Here is a 26,508-nt window from a genome sequence, read left to right as displayed (position 1 = left end):
CCATTATTTTCTTTTAATTATGTTACTTACTTATAAACTTATTAGGTCATACTTTGTGCATTAAGAATATTCTTGTTTACATTATTTGAGTACAGTCCGTTATCTCGGTATTGAAGTGGATGATACTCTAGAGATAACTGAGTCTATTGAAGTTTAATTTGTAAGGCTGCAACATCAGCCCTGCGCCAGAGGCGGACGCTGTCTCTCAGCCTGAATCAGATCAAATGCCAGAAGTTATATTTTGTGCGCTGCAAATCGGCTTTCTGGTAAGCCGGCAAAAAAAGGTGACCGAATGCTGAAAAGCGCACCGTCATAAGCGGTTGGCTCTGCGAGTCCTACCCGGGCACTGGTACAAAAAAGTGTGTTGAGTGACGAACCACCAAGCACCGGGCAGGTTGTCTGGAGGGCTGGAGCAGAAAGAATGCTGTGTATTTCTCCCCCCGGACTGTATCGGACAACCCGACTGCCGCCCCATTCTGCGTTCCACAGATAGCCCTGCGCATCAACGCAGGAACCATCAGGCGCGCCGCCACCTTCGATTTTGGTGAACACGCGCTGGTTTTGCAGCGAGGGGTAATCGCAGCACATAATCCGACCCTGCATCGAGTCACAGTAATAGAGCGTGCCACCATTGGGGCTGAAACAGATGCTGTTCGGTATAGCGACATCGGGCAATGCAAACGTCTCAACAGTCAGCGTTGCCGCATTGAGTCGATGAAACTTACCGATGACTTTAACGGGATAATCGTCATCCATCGTCCCGAAGAAAAAATTACCGGCACGGTCGCACCGTCCATCACCTATGCGGGTACCGATGTTTCCAGGTGAAGTGTCCACTGGGGTAATTAATCCGCTGTTGAGATCATAGAAAGCCAGCCTTGTCGCGAATCCCATCAGCAGAATGTGATCCTGTTCAGTCAGGGCAAAGGAGCCAAGACGTTCAGGCAGCGACCAGCGCATCACAACATCAATACCTTCTTCTATGGCGAGAAGTTCACTGGCTTCAATGTCAGTCCAGTAGAGCCTGCGGGTTCTTTCACACCACAGCGGGCATTCTCCCAGCGTATTCCTGACCTCAGCTGCAATTGAAAACATGTTAATCCTCCGGATATAAAAGATCGTACTGCACGATGGCAAAAGTGGGTAACGCAGTTACTACAGAAAACGTGCAGAGAGCCGATCGCCGAAAAGCATGACAGCAAGTCCGAGTAGCATGACAACCACTCCCCCCAGCCTGACTATCGAAACCGGGCGCTGCACAGCGCCCAGCAAGCCAAAATGGTCAATCATCTGCGAGGAAAGCAACTGTCCGACAATCGCCAGTCCGAGCAGAGCTGAAAATCCGATTTTCGGCGCCAGCACGACATAGCTGAACAGGGCACATGCGCCTATCAGGCCGCCCGCAAGACTCCAGAGGGGTTGTGACGGGATCGCCGCCAGCGATGTCATTAACCCGCCTCTGAGCAGTGCGTAAATCCCCAGACTGAACGCGCCCGCCGTGAAGGAAAACAGCGCCGCAGTGACCGGATCACCTTCCAGTCCCCTTGCCAGCTGGCTGTTCAGGGTTGTCTGCAGGGTGATCCCCAGACCGGCGGCAAACGCGATTACGTAATAAATCATGCTTTTCATCCCGGTCAGTCTGCCTGCTCCAGCGGCAGGAAGGCGTCAGCAAAAATGTCAGGCTGGTAGCCAGAGGCGGCAAACAGGTGCTCACGCGACTCATCAATCGCCGCACGCAGTCGCGCGCTGTCTACGCCCAGCACCTTACCGTTCTGTTTAACGATGCGCCCGCCGATCATGACGGTATCGATGTTGCTGCGCTCGGCGGCATGTACCACCGTGCCAAAGGCATTTCCGGACGGGTACAGGTTGAGATCACTGGCGTTAATCAGCACCAGGTCAGCCTGCTTGCCTGGCGTCAGGCTGCCCACTTTCTCCTGCAGCCCTGCACAGGCCGCACCATCAAGAGTCGCGGCTTTAAGGAGTTGCGCCGCCGGAAGCGTTTTCAGCGTTTGTTCAGCATCGCAGCACTGCTGCTGATGCATGCCCATTACCCGCTGCAGGTAAAAGGCGACGCGCATCTCCATAAACATGTCGGTGCTGTACGACGTTTCATTGTCCACGCTCAGGCCAGGCTTGATGCCATGACGCTGTGCGGCCTCAATGGCGAACATCCCGCTTTCGATGCCATAGTGCGAATCTGAGCGTGGGCAGACGTTTACCCGCACACCCGCTTCCCGCAGAATTTCCCATCCCCGGTCAGGCAGCGCCGTGCAGTGATTGAAAATATTGTCCGGCCCCAGAAGCCCCTGCTGATGCAGCGACTCAAGTTCAGCCCCCATCTCAGCGCCAAAGAACTCCGTGACAATCGACAGCCCCAGCCTGCGGGCCTCGGCCCACAACTCTGGCTCCAACTGGGCCATTACGGCGAGAGAGACCAGGCTTTCAGGGTTGTCGGTGAAATACTTCTCCTGCAGACGCTGCCAGTTTCCCGGCCAGTGCGCTTTATCCCATTCGCCGGCTACCGGTGCGCCGGAAGCATGAATGGCGCGAATACCGGTATCAAGCAGGGCCTCGACGGCGGCATCGGAATGCGCTGCGGTTCGGCTGTTGTGCGAGTTATCAATCATCGTGGTGATGCCTGCGTCAATAGCGCCCAGCGCCGTCAACAGGTTGCCGACATAGATATCGGCAGGACGGTAATATTTTGCGAACGAGAAATGTGTGGCGTTGCTGTAGTCGTCCAGGCAGGTGGCGTTTGGATTAATACGGCGCAGCTGCCCTTCCCATGCATGACGATGAGAATCGACCATTCCCGGCATAGCAATCATATTGGTTGCATTAATGACATGCGCACCCGGCACATCAAGGTTCTGGCCCACGGCGGTAATCGTTGAGCCGTTGATGAGAATATCACCACGCTCAATGTTACCGACGCTCTCGTCCATGCTCAGTATCGTCGCCCCACGAATCAACGTAGCCTGTGAAGTGACATTTTGGTTGTTAACAATATTTCTGATGTAACCGGCCATAAACTTGCCTCTTTCCTGATCAATGAGGAAACGATACGCCACGCCATTAGCCTGAAAAAGATGCGTAAAGTGTTTTCATAATTCATAATTCGCGAATAATCAGACTCACTTTTACCCGGAGCAGAACGATGGATCGGATTCAGGCTATGCAGGTTTTCACGCGGGTTGCTGAAGCCGGGAGTTTTGTTCGCGCGGCAGAAACGCTTTCACTGCCTTCTTCCACCGTCACCAGCACGATTAAAAACCTGGAGAGATACCTGCAGGTGCGTTTGCTTAACCGGACGACAAGACGGGTCAGCCTTACTCCTGAAGGCTTGCAGTATCTGGCGCAGTGCCGTGAGATCCTGTCGCTGATTGAACATAGTGAATCCAGCCTGACTGATTCCCTCAGACGCCCTCAGGGGCGACTGCGGGTTGATATGCCTGGTGGGATCGCCCATTTCATCGTCATGCCCAACCTGAAAGACTTTTACCGGCTTTATCCGGATATTTACCTGATGATTGGCGTGAGCGATCGGCAGGTCGACCTTGTGCAGGAAGGGGTGGATTGCGTCATACGAACCGGTGAATTAACGGACTCCACACTGGTCGCCCGTCCGCTTGGCCGGTTTCGCTGGGTGACCTGCGCCTCGCCGGACTATCTCAGGAAGTTCGGTGTCCCTGAGACGCCTGAAGCGTTGTCTCAGCATCGGGCGATTCATTACTTTTCCGGTTCTGGAAGACGTACTAGTGAACTGCGCTTTACACGAGGCACTGAGGCCTTCTTTGTTCCGGTTGAGGGGGATGCAGCCGTTAACGAAACGGGACTCTACATCAGACTGTGTCTTGAGGGTTTTGGGCTGGCTCAGCTTGCTGAGAATGTGATTTCGGAGAATCTGCAGCAAGGCAAACTGGTCGAGGTTCTGGCGGACTGGCAGCCCCCCTCCGTGCCGGTAACGATGCTCTATCCGCATCAGCGTTTTCTCTCTCCCGCCGTGCGTGCTTTTGCTGACTGGGTCTCCGGACTTTTCAACGAAGGCGCAGTTGAGAAAGGTCTTTCCGGTAAAAGACGGCTCCGGTAAGAGGACGGCTCTTCAGTACGACAATTAATAACCCCCTCAGCAGAGGAACCGAACGTTCCCCTGCTGTGTCTGTGAATTCAGCCCGGCTGCAGTGCAGGTTCCAGGTGAGCGTTTCGTCCGGCAGCCATTCCGGTGAAGGCACCTGCGACTGCGATTGCTGCGGTCATCAGTAATGGCACCGTCCAGCCTCCGGACAACTCCTGTACTTTGCCCAGCAACAGCGGACCCATCGCCGCCATCAGATAACCGACACTCTGCGCCATGCCTGACAAGGCGGCAGCATCACCGGCGTTTTTAGTACGCAGCCCGATGAATGTCAGACCCAGCATCATGCTGGCACCGGAGCCGAAGCCGAGAAGCGCAGCCCACAGCATCGCCATATTCGGCAAATACAGGATGCCGATAAAGGACACCGCGGTTAACAGGCTGACGCCAGCAGCAGCTAATTTCTGATCGTTGAGACGACGCAGCGTGGCCGCCAGAATCAGGCCGGGAATGGCGGTGGTCAGCTGAAGGATGCCGTGTACCTCGCCAGCCTGAGCTGAGGAGAGTCCACTGTCCGTAAGAATGGCCGGCAGCCAGCCCACCGCAACATAAAACGGCATCGCATTCAGGCCCATAAACAGGGTGACCTGCCATGCCAGAGGCGAGCGCCAGACCGCGACGGACGCCGCTTGTTTCTCACCCGCTGCTGGCAACTGATGCTTGTTCGTTAACTGAGGCAACCATAAAAGCAACGCAAGCAGCGGTGCTATAACCAGCATGGCTAATGCGATGTTCCAGCCCCAGCTCTGCGTCAGAGGAATGACAATGGCTGAACCAATGGCGCCAGCGGCACCCATAGTGATGGAATACGCCCCCGTCACGGAAGCCATGTTGCCGGAAAAGTCACGTTTGATAAGACCTGGCAGAAGGACATTGCCCAGGGCAATCCCGATACCTATTAATATGGTTCCGCCATAAAGCGCCCAGACGCTGCCTGTGGAGCGAAGCAGGATGCCCGCTGAAATTAAGACCAGGGCACCAAAGAGGGTGCGTTCCAGACCGTACTTGCGGGAGATGGATGCGCTCACGGGAGAAAAGGCGGCAAAGGCCAGTAATGGCAGTGAGTTAAGCAACCCAACGGCTGTGATACTTAGCCCAAAATCATGGCGAATAGACTCTAAAACGGGTGCGATAGCGGTAAAAGGAACACGCAGGTTAATGGCGATAAAAAGGATGCCGGTCACAAGTATGATTGAAGACCACTTGTTCGTAGTGTGGGACATAAATTTTGCTTTCTCTGGAAAAAAGAAAGACTTTAAAGAACGCATGAGTTACAGAATATAGATAACCTGACAACATATAACTAAATCATGCCATTTAATAAAAAACCTGTGACCTCGCCGGAGGAGTTTAACGCCGATGCTTTCAGTCAGGCTGCTATTGCCCTGCATGTATCATCGTCAGGTGAATATGTCGGGCAGAGTCCGCACGCTCATCGCAAGGGACAACTTATTCTCTCTTTGCGCGGTGCAGTGAGCTGTGAGGTTGAGGATGCGCTGTGGCTTGTTCCACCGGGACATGCAGTCTGGGTTCCGGGTGAAATCCCTCATAGTTGCCGGGTCACGAGGAATGCAGATACCTGCTTTCTGTTTATCGAACCCGGAGCGGCAGCAATGCCGGAAACCTGCTGTACTCTTGCTATGACCCCTCTTGTCCGCGAGCTTGTTCTTTTTCTGGCAGAGCAGGAACAGACTTATTCTCCTGACAGTAAAACTGCCAGGCTCGCAGCGGTGTTGCTGGAGCATATTCCGGATGTGCCGGTTGAAGCGCTCCATTTTCCCGTATCCGACCATCCTAAAATCCGGAATATGGCTGAGGCACTCTTCAATGAACCTGATGATCGGCGAACGTTAAAGCAGTGGGCTGCTCATCTGGCCATCAGCGAACGATCTCTGGCCAGGCTGATAAAAGGGGCGACAGGAATGAGCTTTGGTCGCTGGCGTCAGCAACTGCATTTGATGATTGCCCTGAGCCATCTGTCTGAAGGTCAGTCCGTGCAGCGCGTAGCCGGAACACTGGGATATGATTCGGTCAGCGCGTTTATTACGATGTTCAGAAAAGCACTGGGTAAATCACCGACGCAATATTTTTCGTCTCTAAACTAATGCAAAACAACACAAACCGGATTTTTATAAAGAACGCCAGCGTCCGCTCCTCGCAGACGTCTTACCCCTTGGGCATTTGAGAAAGCATTACCTCTGTATCGTCGCTCACGGTGGGTTTGACTCAGAACAATGTCGAATGGCGGGCTGTCCGAACCATAAGCTGCTCGGGCGCGAGCTATGCCATTTACATATACCCTTCCCGTGGTGCCACCGAATCGTCACTAATCTGGAGATAATATTGTAAGGTGGTGGTTTATTTACGTTAAAAAAGGCCTGTGAAATGAGTAATGTGATTCGAACGAATTATCCTGAATTAGGTGAAGTTAAGGCGCCTTACGTCCATTCAGTAAAGCATGGCAACACGCTCTATATTTCCGGTCTTACTGCCTTTGGCACTGCGGCTCAACATCAAGGTATTTGTGAGCAGGCTGAAGAAATATTCAGCCAAATCAGGAAAATCGCCAGCGCAGAAGGCACTGACTTTTCGGCTCTTATTAAAGTGACTATATTCATCACCTCTTTTGCGGAGATCGACGCGCTACGTAAAGTGTTGTACCAAAATTATGGCGAGCACCTGCCGGCCAGTTCGCTGGTGGAAGTCAGCCGCCTCTTCTCCGCGGATCTCTCAATTGAAATAGAAGCTCTGTTCGGCCTTTGAGGCCTTACTCACGCCCTGCTCTTTTAACCGGTACACACCTCCACCCGTGTGCCTAATCGCCGGGCTAACCCTTTTGCGCCGTCGCGCATCACCCGGTGGTGATTCCAGCGAAAAACCGGGCCTGCCAGCGGCGCAAGAAGGTTCATCCAGCGGGCGGTGGTGCGGATATCCCAGTCATAGCGGACGATGGTCTCCCGCCCCCGAGCGGTCAAGGACCACAGGCCGCGCCCTTCCACCTCGCCGCTGGCTTCACCTTCCAGCAGAGATAAGGGCTCGATCGTTAAGACATGGATATCAAAGGTGATGCGATACGGAAGCGCCCCTTTCCAGGTATAGCGATGCAGGGCACCAATCCCCCGCACATCTCCTTTCTTTAGTTCGATAACCTGCACCAGGCTTCCCCACCATTCGGGCCATAAATCCGGATGGGAGAGGATCTCCCAGACCTCCTGAACCGACGCTTCAACCCGCCAGATGGTGGAAAACCGATAGTCAGCCATAGCGCTACTCTCCCGTCAGGGTACAGAGTAAGTATGTCGGATATCCGCTAAAGATGCTGACCCGGTCTGGAGAAGACTCACCGGCGTTGACCGGCCATCTCCCATGCATCCTCTCCGGCTGGCAGACGGATCGGCGTATCCGGATCGGTTGCCATCTGCCAGACGGCGTGGGCCACCTCCTCGGGACGCGTCACCTTCGCATGCGCATCCCGCATGCCATGTAGGATCTGCTGGCTGAAGGCGGCATACGCCTCGGGGATCTCCCCCATGATCCGCTGCGCATTTTCACCGAAACGGGTCGCTGGCGAGCGTCCGGGCAAGACCAGCCCCACGCGGATATTAAAGGGAGCCAACTCAAGCGCCAGTGATTCCGTGAACGCATTGACCGCCACCTTACTGGCGCTATACACCGCCAGCAGCGGGAGCGGTTGCAGGGTGACAGCGGAAGTGACGTTGACGATGGTGCCTGAACGCCGCTGCCTGAACTGCGGGATTACCGCCCGGGTCATGGCGAGGGTGCCAAGGGTGTTGGTTTCAAAAACCTCCCTCACCGCCTCCGGGGAGACGCCTTCCAGGGCGTTCAACATGCCCACCCCGGCATTGTTGACCAGAACATCGATATCGCCTGCGTCTGCGACAGCCCGTTCGATACTCTGCTGAGAGGTGACGTCGAGCGCCAGAAGGCGTAAACGTTCGCTTTGCGGGAGGAGCCCCTCCTGCGGGGTACGCATTGTCGCTATCACCTTCCAGCCCTGCTCCAGAAAATAGCGTGCGGTTTCCAGACCAAAACCTGATGAACAGCCCGTAATCATAACCGTTTTCATATTTACTCCTGATGGGGTTGACCTGAGCAAATAATAGACAGCCCAGGCCGGACGGACTATATTCAAAAATCCATTATTCATTAGCCGGAGTCCGGAAATGAGCGACCCGTTAGCCGAAGCCATCGCCATGCTAAAGCTCAAAGCGGTGCTGACCAAAACGGTGACAGGTGCAGGAAGCTGGCGGATCCGCCGTTCTGACGAGGGGTTATCCTTCTACTGCGCGGTGCTTGAAGGTGGGTGTCGCCTTGAGCTTGAAGGGCATGACCCCCTCCCGCTTCACGCCGGGGATTTTATTTTGATACCCGCTGCGTATCACTTTGCCCTGACGAGCCTTGTTCCTCCTGCGTCGCTGGAGGTGAACACCACCCCCGTCGAAATAGCCGACAGGCATTTCAGGCTGGGGGATACGCACGCTGCCCCGGAAATGCTGGCGCTGGTCGGCCACTGCATGTCTGAATCCCCCGATGCGGGGCTGCTGGTCTCCCTGTTGCCGGAGTTTGTGTTTGTGCGCGATGAACAGCGGCTTTCGCTGCTGGTGGGATTGTTAAAAGATGAAGCGCAGGCCCAGCGATCCGCAAAAGCCTTCGTTCTGGCGCGTATCATTGAGCTGCTGTTTATCGAGGCCATCCGCTCTGCCACGCCCCTCGCCACGCCCGGGCTGGTGCGGGGTCTGGCCGATCCGCGGATCGGCCAGGCGATACGGCTGATACATCAGGATCCTGCCAGGCGGTGGACGGTGAACGCGCTGGCCAGCAGCTGCGCGCTATCGCGCTCGACGCTGTTTGAGCGCTTTACGGAACTGACCGGCGTCACCCCGATGGGCTACCTCCTCTCCTGGCGCATGACGCTGGCCATGCAGCAGCTTTGTCATACCGGCGTCACGGTCGCGGAGGTCGCAGAGCGCATTGGTTACGGCTCGGCCAGCGCCTTCAGCGTGGCCTTTACCCGCTATGTGGGTGTTCCGCCGGGGAAATATGCCCGGCATCGGGCAGGGACAGCCTGACCAGTGACGCTATTTTTTGGCTGCTCTCCTCTGTCGCCGGGTTAAACACCAGCATCGTCAGATCCGGTCGCCCCTCCACCGCAAAGGTCGAAAACTCCAGGTCTATCGCCCCGGCCTGGGGATGATAAATACGTTTCCCCCCCTCCCCGTGACTGGCGACATCGTTGCTGCGCCACCAGCCATCGAATTCAGGGCTCTGACGGGACAGCTCGGCAATCAGATTGTCGGTTTCCGCTGAGGTCCCTGCCCGCGCCACGTCAGCCCGAAACGCGTTAACCACCAGCCGGGCGATTGCCTGCCAGTCAGCCTGCGCCCGGCGGACCTGCGGATCGGTGAACAACCGGCGCAGCACATTACGCTCCGCCGCGGAGAGCTGCGCATAATCGGTTAACACGCAGGCGGCGGCACGATTCCAGGCGATCACATCCCAGGTGAGGGTTTTGACGATTGCCGGGATGCTGAAAGCATCCAGAACCCGCTGCAAACGCGGCGTGATATCGGCAGAGACGGTGAACTGCGTCCCGGGCGGGTGCCCGAAGGCCAGAATAAACAGGTGCTCACGTTCCGGAGAGGTCAGGCGCAGCCCGCTGGCGATACGGTTAAGCACCTCCCGCGACGGAGCACCGCCGCGCCCCTGCTCAAGCCAGGTGTACCAGACCGGGCTGATACTGGCGAGCTGAGCCACCTCTTCACGCCGCAAACCGGGGGTGCGGCGTCTGCCCGCGATAAAGCCAAACGCAGCGGGATCGAGGCGCAAACGCCGTGCCCGCAGGAAATCGCCCAGTGACTGCATTGCCGTTTGCATCGCCGTTATCCTGTTAAGGTTTATACCCTGATAATGTCTCTACTTTTCTCGTCTGACTATAGCGCTACTCTGTTCCGGAACCCTAATCTGGAGGTGTGTTATGCGAGTTTTCCTTACCGGCGCAAGTGGCTTTATTGGCTCCCGGATCCTCACTGAACTGCTGGCGGCCGGACATCAGGTCATCGGCCTTGCCCGCTCGGAGAGCAGCGCGCAGGCGCTCAGCCGTGCGGGTGCCGAGGTTCATCGCGGTACGCTGGACGATCCCGGAACCTTAGCCGCAGGCGCAGAGCGTGCTGATGCGGTGATCCATACGGCGTTTGATCATGATTTTCACCGTTTCGCCGAGAATTGTGACAAGGACCGACGGGTTATCCATGCCATGGGCCAGGCGCTGAAAGGCAGCGATCGCCCGTTGATCGTCACCTCAGGAACCGGCATCGGCGATGACGGTGCTACGGCCATTGCGCAGGAACATCAATTCAAGGCCGGGAACGCTAATCCCCGGGTGGCTACCGAACTTGAGGGCAATGCGCTGCTGGCGGAAGGGGTGAATGTCCGGGTCGTGCGTCTGCCCCAGGTGCATGACACCCGGCGTCAGGGCCTCATCACCTGGTACATTCAGCACGCGATGGAGAAAGGCGTTGTGGCCTGCATCGGGGACGGCGACAACCGCTGGTCGGCGGCGCACATCAGCGATGTTGCCGTGCTGTACCGGCGGGTGCTGGAAGAGGGTGAAAACGGGAAGCGCTACCATGCCGTTGCCGAAGAAGGCGTTCCCCTCCGGCAGATCGCGGAAATCGTGGCCCGTAAGCTCAATCTGCCCCTGATATCGCTCTCACCTTCAGAGGCGGAAGCGCATTTTGGCTGGTTTGCCATTTTTGCCGCCATGGACCTGCGCGCCTCCTCCACCTGGACGCGTCAGCAGCTGGGCTGGCATCCTGCCGGCCCCGGCCTGCTCGAGGATCTACAGAATATGGATTACGCGACGCTGGCTACCGGTTAAACGCCCAGTTGGCAGAGGTCGCCAGGGCATCTTCAAAAGCGACCCGCCCGCTTCCCGCCAGCCAGGACGCCATGGTTTGCAGGTGCGGATTCATCTGCCGCATTGCGTCCAGATCGGCCTGGCCTGTCAGTTGCCCGTCATCCACCAGCGCGGTCAGCTGTTGCAGGAAAGGACTGGCGGCCAGTTCGTCATCGGAAAAACGCGAATAGGGAATGGGCCGCCCCGCCGCGGCGGAGAAGAGCTCCTGCAGCTGCAGACCGGTGACGACATCGCTGGCGATTTCCAGGGTTTTGCCCTTGAACCGCGCCGGCTGCGCGTAGACGGCGGCGACAATTTTGCCGATGTCCTCCACGGCGATCACCTGCATCGCCCCTTCGGGCTGCATGAAGAAGTGAAAGTGCCCCTCATCAAGCCCAAACCCGGGCATCACCAGCAGCTCCATAAATGCGGCTGGCCGCACGATGGTGGCGGTGAGGGGCAAAGTCCGGATATGCCGTTCGATCTCCGCCTTGGTGTCAAAGTGCGCCACCCCCGTTGGCGTATCACCCGCTGCGTTGCCTGAAGAGTAAACCAGATGCTGGACGCCGCACTCGACGGCAAGGCTGGCGATCGTTTTGCCATAGCGCACTTCATCGTCGTCGGTTACCGTCCCGCCGGGCGAACTGGGCTGAACGCTGAAGACGCCGTATACCCCCGTCATCGCCCCTCTCATGGCAGCAATATCATCGAAGGTCCCGGTTACCACTTCCGCCCCGGCATCCCGCAGGGCCAGTGCAGCCGGCGAGGCGGGGTTGCGCACCATCACGCGCACCGACCAACCGTTGTTAAGCAACGCATTCGCCACCGAGCCGCCCTGCTGCCCCGTTGCGCCAAAAACCAGAATCGTAGACGTCTTATTCATCATTGTGTACTCCCGGAAAAAGAGGCTGCCTCACTCCAGTGATACTGTCCCTCTTCATCGAGGTTCAGCCAGCCGCAGGAGGAGCCGGAGAAATGGGCGCTGCACCACAGGGCGCGATGTTCCGCACACCAGGCCATCGCCTGACGCCGTGATTTTTCTGCCTGCGTATGGTCGCCGCAAAACACCGAATTCCATTCCGGGTGGCTGAACTGCTGCGAAGAATGCGCGATATCGCCGGCAAAAAAGGCATATTCGCCGCCAGCGGAGAGGATCAGTGACGCATGGTCGGGGCTGTGTCCGGGCGTCGGCGTATAGGTGATTCTGCCGCCGAATACCGGCTGCGCCGCCACATCAATGGTTTCCAGCAGACCAGCGTCAATGACCGGCAACAGGCTGTCGAGCCATAAATTGCGGTAGCGCTCGCTGTTTTTTACCCGGATAAGCTCCTTCTCAGAGCAGATATAACGCGCGTTGGGAAACATCGGCACCCAGCGGTTATCCCGCCAGAGGGTATTCCAGCCGACATGGTCCGTGTGCAGATGAGTCATTAAGACCAGCGTCACCTCTTCCGGCTTAATGCCTGTGGCCAGAAAATTCTCCAGATAGCGCGAGTGCACCTGGTGGTAGAACGGATTACCGCCGCGATCGCGGCCATTACCGGTGCCGGTATCAATCACAATAATATCGTCGGGGGTACGTATGACCCAGCTATGGATCGAAAGCGGAACCTTCTGCCGGGCCCGGTCGTCCTCCTCGGGCTGGAGATAATCAGGATATAACTCCGCTTTGGGGATGCTCATCTCGCGTTCCAGCACCTTAAAAATAACCGTGTCGCCCATCCGGTAAGTTTGCATAACGGCCTCTCTGGGGTTGATTTATCAGGATCAGACTCACTATGCTGCTGGCACCACTAACATTCAAATTGATTAATATGATGAAGAAAATCATTGAAAATGATTTTAGCCGGATAGATTTGAATCTCCTGACGGTGTTCCTGGTGTTGTACCGGGAAGCCAGCGTCACCCGTACCGCGGAGGTGCTGCATCTCGGGCAACCGGCTATTAGCGGGGCGTTGAAAAGGCTGCGGGAGATGTTTAATGACCCGCTGTTCGTGCGCGGTGCCAAAGGGATGCTGCCGACCCCGCGCGCCGACGCGCTGATGGTCCATATGCAGCCGCTGATGGAGAACCTGCACAGCGTGATGTTTGGCGCGCAGGAGTTTTCTTCCGCCACGGCAAAGCACACTTTTCGGCTGGGCATCAGCGACTGGAGCGAGCACTGGCTGATGCCGGATCTGCTGCCCACCATCGCCCATCACGCGCCCGGCGTGGGGCTGCATACGGTTGCCGCCGATCCCTATCAGGTTCGCCGGTTGCTGGAAGAGGATGTCATTGATATTGCCGTTTCGCTGAACAAGCAGAGTACCGGGGAGATCCTGAGCGAGCCCGTGATGACCATGGGCGTCTCCACGCTCTGGTCGGCGAGTCAGATCCCCTGTGAGGAGCCCTTGTCGATAACCGATTTTACCGCCCATGAGCACGTCATGGTGTCGTATCGCGAATCCAGCCACAGCGAAATTGACCGCCAGCTCGCCAGCCAGGGATTGCAACGGCGCGTGCGTTACGTTACCGGGAATTTTTCGACCTTTCCGCTGCTGCTCACCACCCTCCCCGTTTTCGCCACCGTTCCCGACGGGCTGGCCCAACGCTGGCAGCAGCATTTTGCGTTACGATCCAGCGCGACGCCCGTCAATTACCCCAGGTTTACGCTGTGCATTTTGCGCCACAAGCGCCGGGCGCAGGATCCCGCGCTGAACTGGCTGATGGCAGAGTTAAAAACCGCCATGCTGCGCTTTACCCCTCAGTCTGCCGGTTGATGCAGCACCGCGCGGCTCCAGTCATAGAACGCGCGCACCGCAGGGGGAAGATACCTGTTTTGCGGATAGACCAGCGAAAGGGGCAAATCATACGAGAAGTTTTCCATGCAGGAGACGAGCGCGCCGCTTCGAAGCCAGGGGGCAGCCAGATAGCTGGCGACGCGAATGAGTCCCAGCCCCTGAATACCGGCCTGAATATAGGCGTCGGTGTCATCGACCACCAGGGTCTCCTTCATCCGGATCGCGCAATCGCCATCAGCAAGCGTAAAAAGCCAGTCGGTGGTGCGCCCGGTGCGGTGGTTGAGATACCCCACGGCGTGATGCCTTTCGAGGTCATCAATACTCTCCGGCATGCCGTGGGCCGCAATATAGGCCGGAGAGGCCAGCACCGCCCACGTAAAGTTCGCCAGAGGCCGCGCCACCAGCGTTGTGGAGTCATCGATCCTGCCGGTCCGAATCACGCAGTCATACCCTTCCTGAATAATATCCTCCACGTTATCACTGGAACAAAGCACCAGCGCCAGCTCAGGATAGTGCTGCAAAAAGTCGGGGAGCCTCGGGAGAATGCAATGCCGGGCAAGCGACTGGGGCATCCCCACTTTAAAACGCCCTTTGGGCTGTGCCGACCGACCGGGAAAGGACGACTCCATAGTCGCAATATCCGCCAGCACCCGCTTGCACTCGGCGTAATAGCGTTGCCCCTCGGCGGTCACGCTGAGTTTGCGGGTGGTACGTTGCAGAAGCTGGATCCCCAGCCAGGCTTCCAGCGCCTTCACCACCCGGGATACCGTGGAACGCGGCACGCCAAGCACTTCGGCCGCCCTGGCGAAGCTACGGGTATCCACCACACAGACATAGACCTGCATTGACGCCAGCTTGTCCATCTCCTTCCCCCGAACAGGTTGATTATGCCATTTTAACGAACAGTCTAACCCACCCGCAGCCTCTTATCGATTCCCGCCCCCTGCCATAAACTTGCCTTTAACGTAGCAAACACGCTGCTTACTCACCTGAGGTAGAAAAATGAAAGAACATAATATCGTCAAAGGCGAAAATGTACTGGTGCTGGGGGCGGGACAACTGGGTGCCGCCGTGCTGGACGCGCTGATCCCGGCGGTGACGGCGCGACAGGGCAGCGTCTGCGTCATGGTCTCCCCCGGCTCATTCGATACGCAGGGCAACCTGCTCTCCGCTGCCCATCAACAGCTGGCCGATCTGGGCGCAACCTTTATCCCGGTTGACGTGGCGACCAGCACGGTTGACGTGTTAAAAATCTCTTTTGCGGCCTTTGATACGGTGATCAACTGCATGGGCTTTGTGGCGGGCGCGGGGACGCAGCTAAAAATTACCCGCGCGGTGCTGGAGGCAGGCGTGAGGCGCTATTTCCCCTGGCAGTTTGGCGTCAATTACGATGTGGTCGGCAAAGAAAGCGGCCAGCCCGTCTGGGACGAACAGTATGATGTCAGAACCCTGCTGCGGGAACAGCGCGCAACGGAATGGGTCATTGTATCAACCGGGATGTTTACCAGCTTTCTCTTCGAGCCGGCATTTGATGTGGTGAATTTATCGCAAAAAACGATTCATGCGCTCGGGGGCTGGGACACCCAGGTCACGGTGACGTCCCCGGCGGATATTGGCCGACTGACCACCGCCATCTATTTACAGCAGCCGCGTATCGTCAACGAAGTGGTCTTTGTTGCAGGCGAAACAACCTCCTATGGCCAACTGGCGGAGACGGTTGAACGCGTAACCGGGCAGACCTTTGCGAAACACGTATTGACCCTGCCCGCGTTACTGGAGGAACTGCGAAATCAGCCGGATGACCTGATGCTGCGCTATCGCGCCGCCTTCGCCCGGGGGGACGGAATGTGGTGGCCGATGTCCGAAACCTGGAACGCGAAAAACAGTCTGCCCACTCAGGATATTGCCTCCTGGCTCAAAACCGCCCGTTAGTTAACAACGGAGCCGTCCCGCTTCACACGCTCACTTTTGCCATCCGCCGGTCACGCCCCGGCGGCACGCCATACATCCGGGCATATTCCCGGGTGAACTGCGACACGCTGGCATAGCCCACCCTGTAAGCCGCCTGGGCGATGCCCGTTCCCTCCGCCAGCATCAGTCGCCGGGCGTGGATCAGGCGCAGCTGTTTCTGAAACTGTAGCGGCGAGGTGGTGGTAATCGCCCGGAAATGCTGATGGAACACGGAGACGCTCATCCCCGCCACGTCGGCAAGCTCCTCCACGCTTATCGTGCGGGTAAAATCCTTACGCAACACCGCCACCGCGCGGCTGATTCGCCCGGCGTAACTATCCACTGCGCCCAGCGCGCGAATAGCCGCCCCATGCACGCTGCGCAGCAGCCAGTAGTGCAGTTCCCGGCGCAACCCCTCGCCCAACACAGCCAGCGCGTGGGGATGGTCAAACAGTCTTGCCAGCCGGCAGGCCGCATCCGTGACCTCGGCGTTCATCGGCTCAATACCGACACAGGGGCCGTCCTGCTGCTCTGCGGGGACGGCATCCTGCAGCTCACGCAGGATAGCGGTATCCAGCTCGAGCACCAGGGCGTAGTAGGGATGGCGAAGGCTGGCCTGAACGATCTGGCTGGTGGTTGGCACATCCGCCGCAATCACCATCGCCTCGCCCGGCCCATACTCAAACCGTTCCGTACCGGTGGTCACGCATTTGCGACCCTGCAACAGCATGGCAATCAACGGTCTGTTGATGGCCGCCTGCAGGTCGCCGGGATGCAACGCGCGGACAATGGTTAACCCCGGAACCGGGGTAACGGCCACCCCACTCGGGTCGGCGCAGGTATCCGCATAGCGGCGGCAAAGCTCAAGCAGTGCAGTGGGCATAGGATCCTTTCAGGCAAGTTTTTAAGCGATAGTATGCGATATCTGGCGACGAAACATACCCCGGAAAGAGAAATGAGCAAAAATTAACAAGGATCGGGCAATGCGGGCGGGTGGGCTTCCCCTATTGTAAGGACACCATCCAACAGCAAGGAACTATCATGAACAAAATCGCACTCGTCACCGGCGCCAACCGTGGCCTCGGTCGTAATACCGCCCTCTCCATCGCACGCCAGGGAGGAGATGTCATCGTCGCTTACCGAGGCAATACGGATCAGGCTGAAGCGGTGGTGGCGGAGATCCGGGCGCTGGGCCGCAAGGCGGTTGCCCTCCAGCTTGATATGACGCAGACGGCAAGCTTTCCGGCTTTTGCCGACACCTTACGCGGACAGCTTGCTGAGGTCTGGGGGCGGGACAGCTTCGATCACCTGATAAACAACGCCGGTCACGGGGAGTTTGCCACCCTGGCCGATACGACCGAAGCCCAGTTCGACGGGCTGTTCAGCGTCCATGTCAAAGGGGTGTTCTTCCTGGTCCAGACGCTGTTGCCGCTGCTGGCGGACGGCGGGCGGATCGTCAACTTTTCATCCGGATTAACCCGGGTCTCCTACCCTGGATTCTCGGCCTATGCCGCCGCCAAAGCGGCAGTCGAAATGCTGAGCCTTTACATGGCCCGCGAGCTGGGCGGGCGCGGTATCACCGTCAATACCGTCGCCCCCGGAGCCATTGAGACCGATTTCGGCGGCGGGCTGGTCCGCGACAATGCCGACGTCAACGCTCAGTTTGCCGCCATGACCGCCCTCGGGCGGGTCGGGGTGCCCGACGATATTGGGCCGATGGTCGCCAGCCTGCTGCGTGACGACAACCGGTGGGTGACCGCCCAGCGTATCGAGGTGTCGGGCGGACAGACCATCTGACCGAACAGGGTCTGGCCTCAGCGCGGCAGGAGCTGCTGTAGCGCCAGACCTGCCAGCCGCACGGTTTCCTGCAGACGCGCCAGGCTATCTCCGGCCCGCGCTTTCGCAGAGAGGCCGGACATCAGCGTACTCATAAAGTCCGTCAGCCGAACAGCGTCCTGCGGGTACTGTTCGGCAATATAGGCCCGAATGCTATTTTCAGCCGCCGTATGCAAGTCGCACGCCGCCTCGCGCGCCTCGGGATCGTTGCAGTGGGTGCCTTCCAGCACCAGACACCCGGCAGCCGTCGGATCGGCGACATAGCGTCTGGCCGCCTCGTTCAGAACGTCCATCAAACAATCAGCCACCGGGCGATCCTGGCGTAACAGCGCCGCAAAAGGGATCGCCCCGGTGTGGCTATAACGCGCCAGAACCCGGGTATATAAGCCGAATTTACTGCCAAATGCCGCATAGAAGCTGGGCGGATTGATGCCGAACGCTTTAGTCAGATCCGCAATACTCACCGCGTCATACCCTCGTGAATGAAAGAGATATTGTGCGGTTTCAACGGCCTGCTCGGGATCGAAGCGACGAGGCCGACCCGGGGCCCGGCTATTTTTTGTAGTGACCACTACATTACTCCTTGACGGCACGCGTTGCCGACGCATATTGTAATCCTCACTACAATATCATGAGGAACAGGTTATGGCTGCATTACAAAAGAGATCGGTACTGGTTTTAGGCGGCAGTCGTGGGATTGGCGCGGCTATTGTCCGGCGCTTTGCTGCCGATGGCGCGTCGGTGGTCTTCAGCTACGCCGGATCGCCAGACGCCGCCGCGCAGCTGGCCGCTGAAACCGGAAGTGTGGCGATCCAGACCGACAGCGCCGACCGGGATGCGGTGATAAAACTGGTGCGGGACAGCGGGCCGCTGGATGTTCTGGTGGTTAACGCGGGTATCGCGCTCTTCGGTGATGCCCTGGAGCAGGACAGCGATGCCATCGATCGTCTGTTCCGCATCAACATCCACGCGCCCTACCATGCTGCGGTCGAGGCTGCCCGCCAGATGCCGGACGGTGGCCGCATTATTGTGATCGGTTCAGTGAATGGCGATCGTATGCCCATTCCGGGGATGGCCGCGTATGCGCTCAGCAAATCCGCGCTACAGGGGCTGGCGCGCGGTCTGGCGCGTGACTTTGGCCCGCGCGGCATTACGATCAACGTCGTCCAGCCCGGCCCCATCGACACCGATGCCAATCCGGAGAGTGGCCCGATGAAGGAGCTGATGCACAGCTTTATGGCCATCAAACGGCACGGGCGTGCGGAAGAGGTGGCGGGCATGGTCGCCTGGCTGGCAGGCCCGGAGGCCTCCTTTGTGACCGGGGCCATGCACACGATTGACGGCGCGTTTGGAGCATAACCGTCCGGGATCACACAGCAGGAGGATCGGCGAGGCGCTTAACAAAGCGCTTCCTGACCTCCTTATAGCCGTTATTTTCATAAAAATTGTGCGCCCGGACCCTTTTCTCACTGCTTGAAAGCTCGATCTGCGTGCAGCCTTTATCAAGGGCGTGCTGCTCAGCGGCGATAAGGAGTTTCTGACCTATCCCTGTTCCTCTTGCCGACTCGTTGATCACCAGGGCGGAGATCAATGCCCACAGGCCATTCTCATGCACCGGGGTGATAAAGTTCACCACAATCACGCCGCACACCTGCTGCTCGGCTTCCGCCACTAACATAGTGAAACTGGTATTTGCATCGTTAATGTGTCGTTTCAGGTTCTCAGGATCTGTCTGGTAGCCCAACTGCATAAAAAGCGTGTGCAGAGAGGGAATATCGTTTAACGCTGCTGCCCTTATTAAGGTCATCGTCATCAACTCATTCAGCTAAGTGGAATGAAACTATCCGAACATCACTCATCAACGCAAGTTCGCGCGCCAACAAATCGCCTGTATTCATGAGATTGACTTTGTTTGCCAGCGGTCGATATGCTGAAATAAATCGGTCACCGGAGCCCTGACGGCTCGGGATCATTCAGGAGAAACAGCATGTTTACCGGCTTGTGTGCTTTCCCGTTAACCCCCTTCACTGCCGGCGGCATTGATGAAGAGGGATTCAGTAAACTTCTGGCCCGCCTGACGGCAGCCCGGGTGGATTCGCTGGGCATTCTGGGTTCAACCGGAAGCTACGCTTACCTGACCCGGGAGCAGCGCCAGCGTGTTGCCACCCTGGCAAAGCAGCATGCCGGGGATATTCCGATGATGGTCTGCGTGGGCGCGGTCAGCACCGATGCTGTTTTGCATCTGGCGGAGGATGCGCAGGCGGCAGGCGCGGATGCCCTGCTCCTTCCGGCGGTCAGCTATCAGACGCTCACGGATGACGAGGTTTTTGGCCTCTTTGAAACCGTTACCCGACATGCTTCGGTTCCGGTCTGCGTCTATGACAATCCGGGCACTACCCATTTTACCTTTACCGATGAACTGCATGGACGGCAGAGGTCGCTGGATGGCGTGCGTTCGGTCAAAATCCCGGGCGTTCCGGATACGCCAGCCGCTGCTGTCGATCGCGTCGCGACGTTACGCCACCATCTTCGCCCCGGCGTAACGATTGGGATCAGCGGAGATCCCTTTGCCGGGCTGGGATTAAATGCTGGCTGTGAGGTGTGGTATTCCGTCTGCGGAGGACTGTTCCCGGAAACGGCGAAACAGATCACCCAGGCCGCGGCGAGTAACGATCCTGTCCGCGTCACCGCCCTGAGCGATCGTCTGGAACCTTTATGGGCGCTTTTCCGTAAGCATGGCAGAAGCATCCGGGTGATGGCCGCCGCGGCAGGCGTGCTGGGGCTGACCGATATCGACTGTCTGCCCCGCCCGCTGCTGCCGCTGCCAGCGGACGATATCGCGGAGATTGCCCAGGTAATAGCCGAGCTGGACCTGAAATAACCCCCTCCGGGACCGGCTGTTAGCCGGTCCTTGTGTCAGATCAGGCGTGACGCCCCGCCATCACCCCGCCGTCGATATCCCAGATAGCCCCGGTGACCCAGCCCGCCTTGTCCGAGAGCAGGAAGACCACGGTTTCCGCGATATCTTCCGGCGTACCGACGCGGCCGATCGGATGGAAACTGTCGAAGCTGTTCATCACCGCTTTTACGTCGTCTTTTGCAATAAAGCCTTCGTAGATCGGGGTATGCACCACCGCCGGAGAGACGGCATTCACGCGGATACCTTTCCCGCCAAGCTCGATGGCCAGGTTTTTGGTCATCGCGTGCAGCCCCGCTTTCGCCATGGAATAGGCGGACGATGGCGTCGCCCCGATGGCCTGCTGCGCCCACATGGAACCGATGTTAACGATGGCGCCTTTGATCCCGGCCTCAACCATATTGCGCACCACATCGCGGGTAATAAAGAAGGTCGCGCGGTTCAGGTTCATATAGAGATCGTAGTCAGCCATTTCATGTTCGGTGAAGGGTTTCGGGAAGAAGACTCCGGCTGCGTTCACCAGCAGGCTGATGTCTTTATGTTCAGCGTTAATCACCTCAGTGACGTGTTTCATGCCCGCTTCGGTCATCAGATCGGCCACGATCAGTGACACCTGACCCTCAGCCGCCAGCGCCTGACGAGCCTGTTCGGCCTTGTCCTGACGGTTGCCCACCAGCACCACGCTGCCGCCGTTTTTCAGCACCTGTTTCGCGGTCGCAAACCCCATACCGCTTGTCCCACCCACCACTAACAGCTTTTTACCCGCAAAAGACGCGTTCATCGTTAACCTCGTTGAAATGATGTTATGAATAAGGATCCTGTGGCAGCAGAATGCCAGTGCGCGTCCAGGTTGACGACTCAGAAGAAATGACGGGTCGGGAAAGAAAATCTATCTTGCTGGCGTATAATGAGCGGGCTTTTACGCTAAGGGGATTTAAAAATGCGATCGCTTAACCGTCTGAAATGGCTGCACGCCTTTGAGGCCACCGCGCGGCACGGCAGCTTTACCGGTGCTGCGCAGGAGCTGGGCGTGACGCCTGCCGCCGTAGGACAGCTTGTCCGCTCGCTGGAAGCCTGGGTCGGGCACCCGCTGCTAAACCGCACCCGCACGGGCAAAGAGCGGCTTACCCTGGTGGATGACGCCCGGGAGGCGCTACAGGACATTACCCAGGGGCTGGACAATCTGGAAGCGGGGTTAACTAAGCTGCGAGGCCGCCGGGCGCGGTCGGTGGTGGTGGTGACCGCGTCACAAGTGCTGGTGATGAACTGGCTGATGGATCGCCTCAACCGCTTTGCGGAAAGCCATGAAACTATCGATCTGCGGCTTAACGTGACCGAAAAGCTGATGGATGTCGCCCACGGCGAAGCCGATATCGGCATCCGCTGTGGTCAGGGGGACTGGCCCGGTGTGAACAAAACCTGGCTGATGGATGAAGAAGCCGTGCTGGTCTGCAGCCCGCGTCTGGTGCCGCCCGGGAAAGTCGCCTGCGGTGAGTGGCTCGCTACGCAAAAATTAATCCATGACGACACGCCCCACCCCGGCGCAGATTTTCCCTCCTGGGAGGCGGTGCTCAAGGCGGTGAATGCCCCCGACGTCCGGGAAAGCCGGTTGCATATTAATTCCACCTCCGCGGTGATCCTCGCGGCCCTCAGCGGTCGTGGCGTCGCCATTGTTCGTCGGGCTCTGGTCAGCCAGCTGATTGAGACCGGACAACTCGTTCAGCTGCATCCTGACCACCGCTGGCCGCTGAAATGGTCCTACTACGTCGTTACACCCCAGCAGTCGGTGATCCGCAGCGAAGTAAAGATTTTTCATGACTGGCTGGTGCAGGACGTGCTGACCAGTAGCGCGCAGCCTCCGACGGCCTGAAAGTAGTCATGTTTTTGCCTCTTCATTATTTTGTGGGCGACAGGTTACCCTGTTCACGGCATGTTTGCGCTGCATGTTATGCATTAACCGGCGCATACAGGCTAATCCGCCGACTTAACGATGTAGGTCACCACGCCAAAGATATCGAGCGAATCTTCGCTGCCCACGAGTATCGGCGAATAAGCGCTGTTCATCGGGTTAAGCTGCACCCGGGGTCTGAGCTGAAGGCGCTTTACCGTGAACTCTCCCTCCACCGCCGCAATCACAATATCCCCGTGCTGCGCCGTTCTGGCGCTGTCGACAATCAGCAGATCGCCATCGCCAATCCCGGCATCAATCATTGAATCCCCGGCCGCTTTGACGAAATAGGTTGAGCTGGGGTGCTGGATCAGCAATTTGTTCAGGTCGATACGCTGTTCCACATAGTCCTGCGCCGGACTGGGGAAGCCGCACTGCACGACATCGCTGAAAAGGGGTAGCGCGATCACCTCGCGCAGCGCTGCAAGTTGGTAAAACACCATGATTCGTTCCTCGAATACTGTTTTTATATACAGTAGTCGTAGCGAGGAGCGCAGGCAAGTCACGAGGCAGCGGCGGCTGTTTATTGCGTAACCGCTTCGCTTATAAGTGATTAATGTGTTTGAGAATATTGTTTTTGTAAATATTTCAGGACGTTGCATGGACGGCTTCCTCTCTCTTGCGGGAGAGGGGAAAAACGCCGGGCGGCACTGCGTTTGCCCGGCCTACGTGTTCCTCAGTTAATCAACGCATCAATCGCCACGCGCCCGTCCGGCGTTTGCAGCCAGCGTGGCGCGTTGAGCGTGTCGGCGTAGAAGTTAACCAGCTCATACAGCAGCCCCTCCATCACGCGCGCCATCTCCGGCGGCAGTGCGTTGCCGATCAACAGTTGCGTGAGGATCTGACAATACAGGCCAAGCTGGTCGCTTTCCGGTTCGAATGCAGGCAGGCGCGAGGGCAGATCGTTAAGGGTGAAGCGCTCCACCAGGTGCAGTGGGATAGGCTCGTTGAGCGTTGGCTGCAATAACGCGAGACAGGCAGAAAGTCGGGCGCAGAGCGCCAGCTTTTCAGCGGGATCGTCACTTTCCAGCAGGGTATGGGCAAAGCGTTCGCAGTGGTTCGCCAGCTCGGTGAAGTCGGTGTTATGGGAGAACGGTGTGGTAAATAAAGCGTGATCAAGAGTTGGGGTTGTAGCCATAGTGGCAGCCTCCGATAAATTTTTTAAACCCACCGTTAGAGGTTCCAATCTCATGGCGGTGGACTGAGCGAGGTTGGAACTACCGGCTTTATCGGATACCGGCGCATCTTACGATGCCCCCGCCAGCCCACCATTGAAGTGCAGCAAAGCGTACGACATAAGGTCTCTTATGTCATCGATAAAGTCAGCCAGGGTTCCAATCCCGACGCCTGATTTTGCAGGCGCAACAGGAAGATACTGCGGTGAGAACGAGGCGACAAGCCAGCAAAGTCATTCCCGGAAGCCGCCTCGCAAAAAATTTACCGCAATAGAGAAATATCATAAAGATAAGCAACTTACAGCGACTCCCTGGTCCGGCTGAAAATCGCTGAGGCGTTGACCGCAGGCCGGGGCGAGGCGCATGTTCCCCCTCCCCCTCACCCTCTCCCTCAAGGGAGAGGGAACAGTTCGTGCAAATCCTCTACCTTCACCGGCCATATCTCCGCGAGCCAACCACACACAAAATCACCCCCAACGTAATGACCATCATCAGCGGACTCACCCTCTCATGCAGCAGCGTCGCCGACAGCCCCAACCCCAGAAACGGCTGTAACAGCTGCAGTTGCCCCACTGCGGCGATCCCGCCCTGGGCCAGCCCTTTGTACCAGAAGATAAACCCGATCAGCATGCTGAACAGCGACACATAACCCAGCGCGGCCCAGGCCGAAAACCCGATGCCGCCAAACGATGCCGGCATCGTCAGCAGGGAGGCCAGCACCATAAACGGCAGCGCCAGGATCAGCGCCCAACTGATCACCTGCCAGCCGCCCGACTCGCGGGTGAGCGCGGCCCCTTCGGCATAGCCCAGGCCGCAGACTATCACCGCCGCCAGCATCAGCAGATCGCCCGTCAGGGAGAGCGCCGCGCCTTGCGAGAGGGCAAACCCCACCACCAGCAGGCTGCCCAGCACCGAGAAGATCCAGAAGGCCCGGGCCGGACGCTCCTTGCCGCGCAGCACCGCGAAAATGGCGGTCATCAGCGGCAGCAGACCAAGAAACACAATCGAGTGGGCGGCGGTGACATGCTGTAAAGCCAGGGCGGTCAGCAGTGGAAAACCGACCACCACGCCCAGCGAGACTACCAGCAGCGGCACAACATGCGCGGCGGGCGGGCGTTTTTCCCGTAGCCCGAGGATCAGCAGCAGGGCCAGCACTCCGGCAAGGGAGGCCCGGGCAAAGGTCAGGAAAAAGGGATCAAAATCCTGCACCGCGACCCGGGTGGCGGGCAACGAGCCGCTGAAAATCACCACCCCCAGCAGGCCGTTGAGCCAGCCTGAAAACACGTTTTTCTCTACCGCAACATCCATTCCCGTTACCTTCCCGCTCTTGAGCCTCTGTTGAGCGGATGGTAGTCTCGCCAATCTGATACAATAAAATTATTGTCATGGATACATTTGATGAAAGCCCGCTATAAAGGGATCGTCGATCGCTACGCTGAACAGATTCGCTCGGCCCGGATCCCGGCAGGTACCCGCCTGCCCACGCACCGCACGCTCGCCGTCCGGGAGCATATCTCCCTCGCCACCGCGACGCGGGTCTATGCCGAGCTGGAGAAGATGGGGCTGGTCAGCGGCGAAACCGGGCGCGGAACCTTCGTCAGGGAGATCCTGTTACCGTCCGGCCAGGGGATCGACCAGCAGGCGGTCGCCACCGATGTGCTGGATCTGAACTTCAACTATCCCGCCCTGCCGGGCCAGGGGGAGCTGCTGCGGGAGGCGCTCAGACAGGTCGCCGCCGGGGGCGATATCGAATCGCATCTGCGCTATCAGCCCCATGCCGGCAGGCTGACCGAGCGGGAGATCGTCGCCGCGCACCTCGCAGGACCGCAGTTTCACCCCCTGGCGGAGAACGTGCTGATCGTGAACGGTGCCCAGCATGGCCTGACCGTCGCGGTCATGGGGCTGCTCCGGCCCGGCGACGTGGTGGCGGTGGACGCCCTCACCTACCCGGGCTTTAAGGCCCTGGCGGCGCTCTATCATCTGGAGCTGCTCGCCATTCCCTGCACAGAAACGGGCCCGGATCTGGCGGCGTTACGCCAGCTCTGCCAGCGGCGTCACGTGCGGGCGATTTACACCATGCCGACGCTGCACAACCCGCTGGGCTGGGTTCTCAATCGCGAGCAGCGTAGAACCCTGGCGCAGATTGCCCGTCAGCACGATCTCCTGATTATCGAAGACACCGCCTACGGCTGGCTGATCCGCCGTCCACCTCCGCCCGTCGCCAGCTTCGCGCCGGAACGCACGGTGTACGTCACCGGCTTTTCCAAAAATGTGGCGACCGGTCTGCGGGTCGGGGCGGTGATTTGCCCGCCTGACCTGCGCCCGGCCCTCGAGAGAGCCATCCGGGCCACCACCTGGAATACCCCTTCGGTCATGACCGCCATGGTGTGCCACTGGATCCAGGACGGCACCGTGGCCCGCTTTGAAACCCTGAAAAGAGACGATGCCCGACAGCGACAGGCCGTCCTGAAAACGGTGTTGGGGGATCTGCCCTGCATCACCCATCCCAACTCCTACTTTGCCTGGCTGCCGCTGGCGGACGAAGCCAGAGCCGACCGGGTAGTCAGGGAGCTGATGGATAACAACGTCTCCGTTTCCACCGCGGAGCCCTTCTCCACCTCCGGCACGGTGCCGCAGGCGATCCGCATTGCCCTTGGGTCGGTGACGATGGAGGATTTACGCCAGGCGTTAGTGCAGGTGAGAGCGGCAATAGAACTGGAGCAGAGCCGTTAAGACTCGTCTTAATTTCGCCAGAAAAGTCTATTTTTCTGGCGCTTGATCACGGTAAATATTGCGCCTGAAATTATTCGTGCCACATGTAACTTTTGCTAACTTATTTATTAGCGTG

29 protein-coding genes are annotated in these 26,508 nt (G+C 58.2%); 12 read left to right on the top strand and 17 right to left on the bottom strand.

What is annotated here, in order from left to right; all coding sequences use genetic code 11:
- Positions 1–234 precede the first annotated feature (234 nt).
- The 3 genes from WFO70_RS04855 to WFO70_RS04845 are packed head-to-tail and all read right to left on the bottom strand — an operon-like array spanning position 235 to position 3,032.
- The gene (locus tag WFO70_RS04855) at positions 235–1,095 is read right to left on the bottom strand and encodes an SMP-30/gluconolactonase/LRE family protein (RefSeq protein ID WP_337014903.1); all 861 of its coding nucleotides are present in this window, start codon (positions 1,093–1,095) and stop codon (positions 235–237) included.
- A 60-nt stretch (positions 1,096–1,155) separates the two neighbouring features.
- Positions 1,156–1,620, bottom strand: a complete 465-nt coding sequence (locus tag WFO70_RS04850; RefSeq protein ID WP_337016608.1) for a DMT family transporter — start codon at positions 1,618–1,620, stop codon at positions 1,156–1,158.
- Positions 1,621–1,634: 14 nt separating this feature from the next.
- Entirely contained in the window at positions 1,635–3,032 is a 1,398-nt protein-coding gene (locus tag WFO70_RS04845) for an amidohydrolase family protein (protein WP_337014901.1), read from the bottom strand.
- A 128-nt stretch (positions 3,033–3,160) separates the two neighbouring features.
- On the opposite strand from WFO70_RS04845, the gene WFO70_RS04840 reads away from it, so the two are divergent.
- On the top strand, positions 3,161–4,093 hold the full coding sequence (locus WFO70_RS04840; RefSeq protein WP_337014899.1) for a LysR family transcriptional regulator: 933 nt from the start codon (positions 3,161–3,163) through the stop codon (positions 4,091–4,093).
- 77 nt (positions 4,094–4,170) lie between these two features.
- Here WFO70_RS04840 and WFO70_RS04835 read toward each other — a convergent pair whose 3' ends face one another.
- On the bottom strand, positions 4,171–5,361 hold the full coding sequence (locus WFO70_RS04835; RefSeq protein WP_337016606.1) for an MFS transporter: 1,191 nt from the start codon (positions 5,359–5,361) through the stop codon (positions 4,171–4,173).
- An 87-nt stretch (positions 5,362–5,448) separates the two neighbouring features.
- On the opposite strand from WFO70_RS04835, the gene WFO70_RS04830 reads away from it, so the two are divergent.
- Entirely contained in the window at positions 5,449–6,243 is a 795-nt protein-coding gene (locus WFO70_RS04830) for an AraC family transcriptional regulator (protein WP_337014898.1), read from the top strand.
- 280 nt (positions 6,244–6,523) lie between these two features.
- Entirely contained in the window at positions 6,524–6,901 is a 378-nt protein-coding gene (locus tag WFO70_RS04825) for a RidA family protein (RefSeq protein WP_337014897.1), read from the top strand.
- Positions 6,902–6,924: 23 nt separating this feature from the next.
- Here WFO70_RS04825 and WFO70_RS04820 read toward each other — a convergent pair whose 3' ends face one another.
- Both WFO70_RS04820 and WFO70_RS04815 read right to left on the bottom strand, forming a co-directional pair.
- Positions 6,925–7,401 (bottom strand): SRPBCC family protein, encoded by a 477-nt coding sequence (locus tag WFO70_RS04820; RefSeq protein ID WP_181368352.1) that lies wholly within the window; start codon positions 7,399–7,401, stop codon positions 6,925–6,927.
- Between the two features lie 77 nt (positions 7,402–7,478).
- A complete protein-coding gene (locus WFO70_RS04815) occupies positions 7,479–8,225 on the bottom strand; it encodes an SDR family oxidoreductase (protein ID WP_337014896.1) in 747 nt (248 codons plus the stop codon).
- Between the two features lie 97 nt (positions 8,226–8,322).
- Here WFO70_RS04815 and WFO70_RS04810 point away from each other — a divergent pair, with 97 nt between their 5' ends.
- Positions 8,323–9,228 carry an AraC family transcriptional regulator gene (locus tag WFO70_RS04810; protein WP_337014895.1) on the top strand — a complete coding sequence of 302 codons (906 nt, stop codon included), beginning with the start codon at positions 8,323–8,325 and terminating at the stop codon, positions 9,226–9,228.
- On the opposite strand, the gene WFO70_RS04805 is transcribed toward WFO70_RS04810, so the two are convergent.
- On the bottom strand, positions 9,167–10,033 hold the full coding sequence (locus WFO70_RS04805; protein WP_337014893.1) for a helix-turn-helix transcriptional regulator: 867 nt from the start codon (positions 10,031–10,033) through the stop codon (positions 9,167–9,169). The two genes, WFO70_RS04810 and WFO70_RS04805, sit on opposite strands and share 62 nt — an antisense overlap.
- A gap of 100 nt (positions 10,034–10,133) precedes the next feature.
- On the opposite strand from WFO70_RS04805, the gene WFO70_RS04800 reads away from it, so the two are divergent.
- Positions 10,134–11,036 (top strand): SDR family oxidoreductase, encoded by a 903-nt coding sequence (locus tag WFO70_RS04800; RefSeq protein WP_337014892.1) that lies wholly within the window; start codon positions 10,134–10,136, stop codon positions 11,034–11,036.
- On the opposite strand, the gene WFO70_RS04795 is transcribed toward WFO70_RS04800, so the two are convergent.
- The gene (locus WFO70_RS04795; RefSeq protein ID WP_337016604.1) at positions 11,026–11,937 is read right to left on the bottom strand and encodes an NmrA/HSCARG family protein; all 912 of its coding nucleotides are present in this window, start codon (positions 11,935–11,937) and stop codon (positions 11,026–11,028) included. The two genes, WFO70_RS04800 and WFO70_RS04795, sit on opposite strands and share 11 nt — an antisense overlap.
- Positions 11,937–12,791: an MBL fold metallo-hydrolase gene (locus tag WFO70_RS04790; RefSeq protein ID WP_337014891.1), complete on the bottom strand. Its 855-nt coding sequence runs from the start codon at positions 12,789–12,791 to the stop codon at positions 11,937–11,939. The genes WFO70_RS04795 and WFO70_RS04790 overlap by 1 nt, the downstream gene beginning before the upstream one ends.
- An 80-nt stretch (positions 12,792–12,871) precedes the next feature.
- Here WFO70_RS04790 and WFO70_RS04785 point away from each other — a divergent pair, with 80 nt between their 5' ends.
- Complete coding sequence (locus tag WFO70_RS04785; protein ID WP_337016602.1) at positions 12,872–13,813, top strand: LysR family transcriptional regulator; 942 nt, start codon at positions 12,872–12,874, stop codon at positions 13,811–13,813.
- Here the strand turns inward: WFO70_RS04785 and WFO70_RS04780 are convergent.
- Positions 13,798–14,697: a LysR family transcriptional regulator gene (locus WFO70_RS04780; protein WP_337014890.1), complete on the bottom strand. Its 900-nt coding sequence runs from the start codon at positions 14,695–14,697 to the stop codon at positions 13,798–13,800. The genes WFO70_RS04785 and WFO70_RS04780 overlap by 16 nt on opposite strands.
- Positions 14,698–14,836: 139 nt before the next feature.
- Here WFO70_RS04780 and WFO70_RS04775 point away from each other — a divergent pair, with 139 nt between their 5' ends.
- Positions 14,837–15,766, top strand: coding sequence for an aromatic alcohol reductase (locus tag WFO70_RS04775; RefSeq protein WP_337014889.1), 930 nt, complete (start codon positions 14,837–14,839; stop codon positions 15,764–15,766).
- 22 nt (positions 15,767–15,788) lie between these two features.
- On the opposite strand, the gene WFO70_RS04770 is transcribed toward WFO70_RS04775, so the two are convergent.
- The gene (locus WFO70_RS04770; protein ID WP_337014888.1) at positions 15,789–16,667 is read right to left on the bottom strand and encodes an AraC family transcriptional regulator; all 879 of its coding nucleotides are present in this window, start codon (positions 16,665–16,667) and stop codon (positions 15,789–15,791) included.
- 158 nt (positions 16,668–16,825) lie between these two features.
- On the opposite strand from WFO70_RS04770, the gene WFO70_RS04765 reads away from it, so the two are divergent.
- Positions 16,826–17,581, top strand: a complete 756-nt coding sequence (locus WFO70_RS04765) for an SDR family NAD(P)-dependent oxidoreductase (protein WP_337014887.1) — start codon at positions 16,826–16,828, stop codon at positions 17,579–17,581.
- Positions 17,582–17,598: 17 nt separating this feature from the next.
- Here WFO70_RS04765 and WFO70_RS04760 read toward each other — a convergent pair whose 3' ends face one another.
- A complete protein-coding gene (locus tag WFO70_RS04760) occupies positions 17,599–18,228 on the bottom strand; it encodes a TetR/AcrR family transcriptional regulator (RefSeq protein ID WP_442913350.1) in 630 nt (209 codons plus the stop codon).
- 37 nt (positions 18,229–18,265) lie between these two features.
- Here WFO70_RS04760 and bdcA point away from each other — a divergent pair, with 37 nt between their 5' ends.
- On the top strand, positions 18,266–18,979 hold the full coding sequence (gene bdcA, locus WFO70_RS04755; protein WP_337014885.1) for an SDR family oxidoreductase: 714 nt from the start codon (positions 18,266–18,268) through the stop codon (positions 18,977–18,979).
- 10 nt (positions 18,980–18,989) lie between these two features.
- On the opposite strand, the gene WFO70_RS04750 is transcribed toward bdcA, so the two are convergent.
- Positions 18,990–19,427, bottom strand: a complete 438-nt coding sequence (locus WFO70_RS04750; RefSeq protein WP_337016601.1) for a GNAT family N-acetyltransferase — start codon at positions 19,425–19,427, stop codon at positions 18,990–18,992.
- Between the two features lie 180 nt (positions 19,428–19,607).
- On the opposite strand from WFO70_RS04750, the gene WFO70_RS04745 reads away from it, so the two are divergent.
- On the top strand, positions 19,608–20,501 hold the full coding sequence (locus tag WFO70_RS04745; protein ID WP_337014884.1) for a dihydrodipicolinate synthase family protein: 894 nt from the start codon (positions 19,608–19,610) through the stop codon (positions 20,499–20,501).
- A 40-nt stretch (positions 20,502–20,541) separates the two neighbouring features.
- Here the strand turns inward: WFO70_RS04745 and WFO70_RS04740 are convergent, their stop codons facing one another.
- Positions 20,542–21,318, bottom strand: coding sequence for an SDR family NAD(P)-dependent oxidoreductase (locus tag WFO70_RS04740; RefSeq protein ID WP_337014883.1), 777 nt, complete (start codon positions 21,316–21,318; stop codon positions 20,542–20,544).
- 159 nt (positions 21,319–21,477) lie between these two features.
- Between WFO70_RS04740 and WFO70_RS04735 the strand changes: the two genes are divergently transcribed.
- The gene (locus WFO70_RS04735) at positions 21,478–22,407 is read left to right on the top strand and encodes a LysR substrate-binding domain-containing protein (protein WP_337014882.1); all 930 of its coding nucleotides are present in this window, start codon (positions 21,478–21,480) and stop codon (positions 22,405–22,407) included.
- Between the two features lie 101 nt (positions 22,408–22,508).
- Here the strand turns inward: WFO70_RS04735 and WFO70_RS04730 are convergent, their stop codons facing one another.
- From WFO70_RS04730 to WFO70_RS04720, 3 genes are all read right to left on the bottom strand, one after another.
- On the bottom strand, positions 22,509–22,928 hold the full coding sequence (locus WFO70_RS04730) for a translesion error-prone DNA polymerase V autoproteolytic subunit (RefSeq protein ID WP_337014881.1): 420 nt from the start codon (positions 22,926–22,928) through the stop codon (positions 22,509–22,511).
- Between the two features lie 233 nt (positions 22,929–23,161).
- Complete coding sequence (locus WFO70_RS04725; protein ID WP_337014880.1) at positions 23,162–23,623, bottom strand: hypothetical protein; 462 nt, start codon at positions 23,621–23,623, stop codon at positions 23,162–23,164.
- A gap of 466 nt (positions 23,624–24,089) precedes the next feature.
- Entirely contained in the window at positions 24,090–24,968 is an 879-nt protein-coding gene (locus tag WFO70_RS04720; RefSeq protein WP_337014879.1) for a DMT family transporter, read from the bottom strand.
- A gap of 90 nt (positions 24,969–25,058) precedes the next feature.
- Here WFO70_RS04720 and WFO70_RS04715 point away from each other — a divergent pair, with 90 nt between their 5' ends.
- Positions 25,059–26,393 carry an aminotransferase-like domain-containing protein gene (locus WFO70_RS04715; protein ID WP_337014878.1) on the top strand — a complete coding sequence of 445 codons (1,335 nt, stop codon included), beginning with the start codon at positions 25,059–25,061 and terminating at the stop codon, positions 26,391–26,393.
- Positions 26,394–26,508: the final 115 nt, after the last annotated feature.

The sequence above is a fragment of the Leclercia sp. AS011 genome, assembly GCF_037152535.1.
GTDB lineage: Bacteria > Pseudomonadota > Gammaproteobacteria > Enterobacterales > Enterobacteriaceae > Enterobacter.
Note: the sequence above shows the minus strand (reverse complement) of the source record. Positions and strands in the feature narration are given on the sequence as shown.

Excerpts from the sequence above, each read along its gene's own strand:
- WFO70_RS04855 (WP_337014903.1), bottom strand. The coding sequence starts at position 1,095 with ATGTTTTCAATTGCAGCTGAGGTCAGGAATACGCTGGGAGAATGCCCG.
- WFO70_RS04850 (WP_337016608.1), bottom strand. The coding sequence starts at position 1,620 with ATGATTTATTACGTAATCGCGTTTGCCGCCGGTCTGGGGATCACCCTG.
- WFO70_RS04845 (WP_337014901.1), bottom strand. The coding sequence starts at position 3,032 with ATGGCCGGTTACATCAGAAATATTGTTAACAACCAAAATGTCACTTCA.
- WFO70_RS04840 (WP_337014899.1), top strand. The coding sequence starts at position 3,161 with ATGGATCGGATTCAGGCTATGCAGGTTTTCACGCGGGTTGCTGAAGCC.
- WFO70_RS04835 (WP_337016606.1), bottom strand. The coding sequence starts at position 5,361 with ATGTCCCACACTACGAACAAGTGGTCTTCAATCATACTTGTGACCGGC.
- WFO70_RS04830 (WP_337014898.1), top strand. The coding sequence starts at position 5,449 with ATGCCATTTAATAAAAAACCTGTGACCTCGCCGGAGGAGTTTAACGCC.
- WFO70_RS04825 (WP_337014897.1), top strand. The coding sequence starts at position 6,524 with ATGAGTAATGTGATTCGAACGAATTATCCTGAATTAGGTGAAGTTAAG.
- WFO70_RS04820 (WP_181368352.1), bottom strand. The coding sequence starts at position 7,401 with ATGGCTGACTATCGGTTTTCCACCATCTGGCGGGTTGAAGCGTCGGTT.
- WFO70_RS04815 (WP_337014896.1), bottom strand. The coding sequence starts at position 8,225 with ATGAAAACGGTTATGATTACGGGCTGTTCATCAGGTTTTGGTCTGGAA.
- WFO70_RS04810 (WP_337014895.1), top strand. The coding sequence starts at position 8,323 with ATGAGCGACCCGTTAGCCGAAGCCATCGCCATGCTAAAGCTCAAAGCG.
- WFO70_RS04805 (WP_337014893.1), bottom strand. The coding sequence starts at position 10,033 with ATGCAAACGGCAATGCAGTCACTGGGCGATTTCCTGCGGGCACGGCGT.
- WFO70_RS04800 (WP_337014892.1), top strand. The coding sequence starts at position 10,134 with ATGCGAGTTTTCCTTACCGGCGCAAGTGGCTTTATTGGCTCCCGGATC.
- WFO70_RS04795 (WP_337016604.1), bottom strand. The coding sequence starts at position 11,937 with ATGAATAAGACGTCTACGATTCTGGTTTTTGGCGCAACGGGGCAGCAG.
- WFO70_RS04790 (WP_337014891.1), bottom strand. The coding sequence starts at position 12,791 with ATGCAAACTTACCGGATGGGCGACACGGTTATTTTTAAGGTGCTGGAA.
- WFO70_RS04785 (WP_337016602.1), top strand. The coding sequence starts at position 12,872 with ATGAAGAAAATCATTGAAAATGATTTTAGCCGGATAGATTTGAATCTC.
- WFO70_RS04780 (WP_337014890.1), bottom strand. The coding sequence starts at position 14,697 with ATGGACAAGCTGGCGTCAATGCAGGTCTATGTCTGTGTGGTGGATACC.
- WFO70_RS04775 (WP_337014889.1), top strand. The coding sequence starts at position 14,837 with ATGAAAGAACATAATATCGTCAAAGGCGAAAATGTACTGGTGCTGGGG.
- WFO70_RS04770 (WP_337014888.1), bottom strand. The coding sequence starts at position 16,667 with ATGCCCACTGCACTGCTTGAGCTTTGCCGCCGCTATGCGGATACCTGC.
- WFO70_RS04765 (WP_337014887.1), top strand. The coding sequence starts at position 16,826 with ATGAACAAAATCGCACTCGTCACCGGCGCCAACCGTGGCCTCGGTCGT.
- WFO70_RS04760 (WP_442913350.1), bottom strand. The coding sequence starts at position 18,228 with ATGCGTCGGCAACGCGTGCCGTCAAGGAGTAATGTAGTGGTCACTACA.
- bdcA (WP_337014885.1), top strand. The coding sequence starts at position 18,266 with ATGGCTGCATTACAAAAGAGATCGGTACTGGTTTTAGGCGGCAGTCGT.
- WFO70_RS04750 (WP_337016601.1), bottom strand. The coding sequence starts at position 19,427 with ATGACCTTAATAAGGGCAGCAGCGTTAAACGATATTCCCTCTCTGCAC.
- WFO70_RS04745 (WP_337014884.1), top strand. The coding sequence starts at position 19,608 with ATGTTTACCGGCTTGTGTGCTTTCCCGTTAACCCCCTTCACTGCCGGC.
- WFO70_RS04740 (WP_337014883.1), bottom strand. The coding sequence starts at position 21,318 with ATGAACGCGTCTTTTGCGGGTAAAAAGCTGTTAGTGGTGGGTGGGACA.
- WFO70_RS04735 (WP_337014882.1), top strand. The coding sequence starts at position 21,478 with ATGCGATCGCTTAACCGTCTGAAATGGCTGCACGCCTTTGAGGCCACC.
- WFO70_RS04730 (WP_337014881.1), bottom strand. The coding sequence starts at position 22,928 with ATGGTGTTTTACCAACTTGCAGCGCTGCGCGAGGTGATCGCGCTACCC.
- WFO70_RS04725 (WP_337014880.1), bottom strand. The coding sequence starts at position 23,623 with ATGGCTACAACCCCAACTCTTGATCACGCTTTATTTACCACACCGTTC.
- WFO70_RS04720 (WP_337014879.1), bottom strand. The coding sequence starts at position 24,968 with ATGGATGTTGCGGTAGAGAAAAACGTGTTTTCAGGCTGGCTCAACGGC.
- WFO70_RS04715 (WP_337014878.1), top strand. The coding sequence starts at position 25,059 with ATGAAAGCCCGCTATAAAGGGATCGTCGATCGCTACGCTGAACAGATT.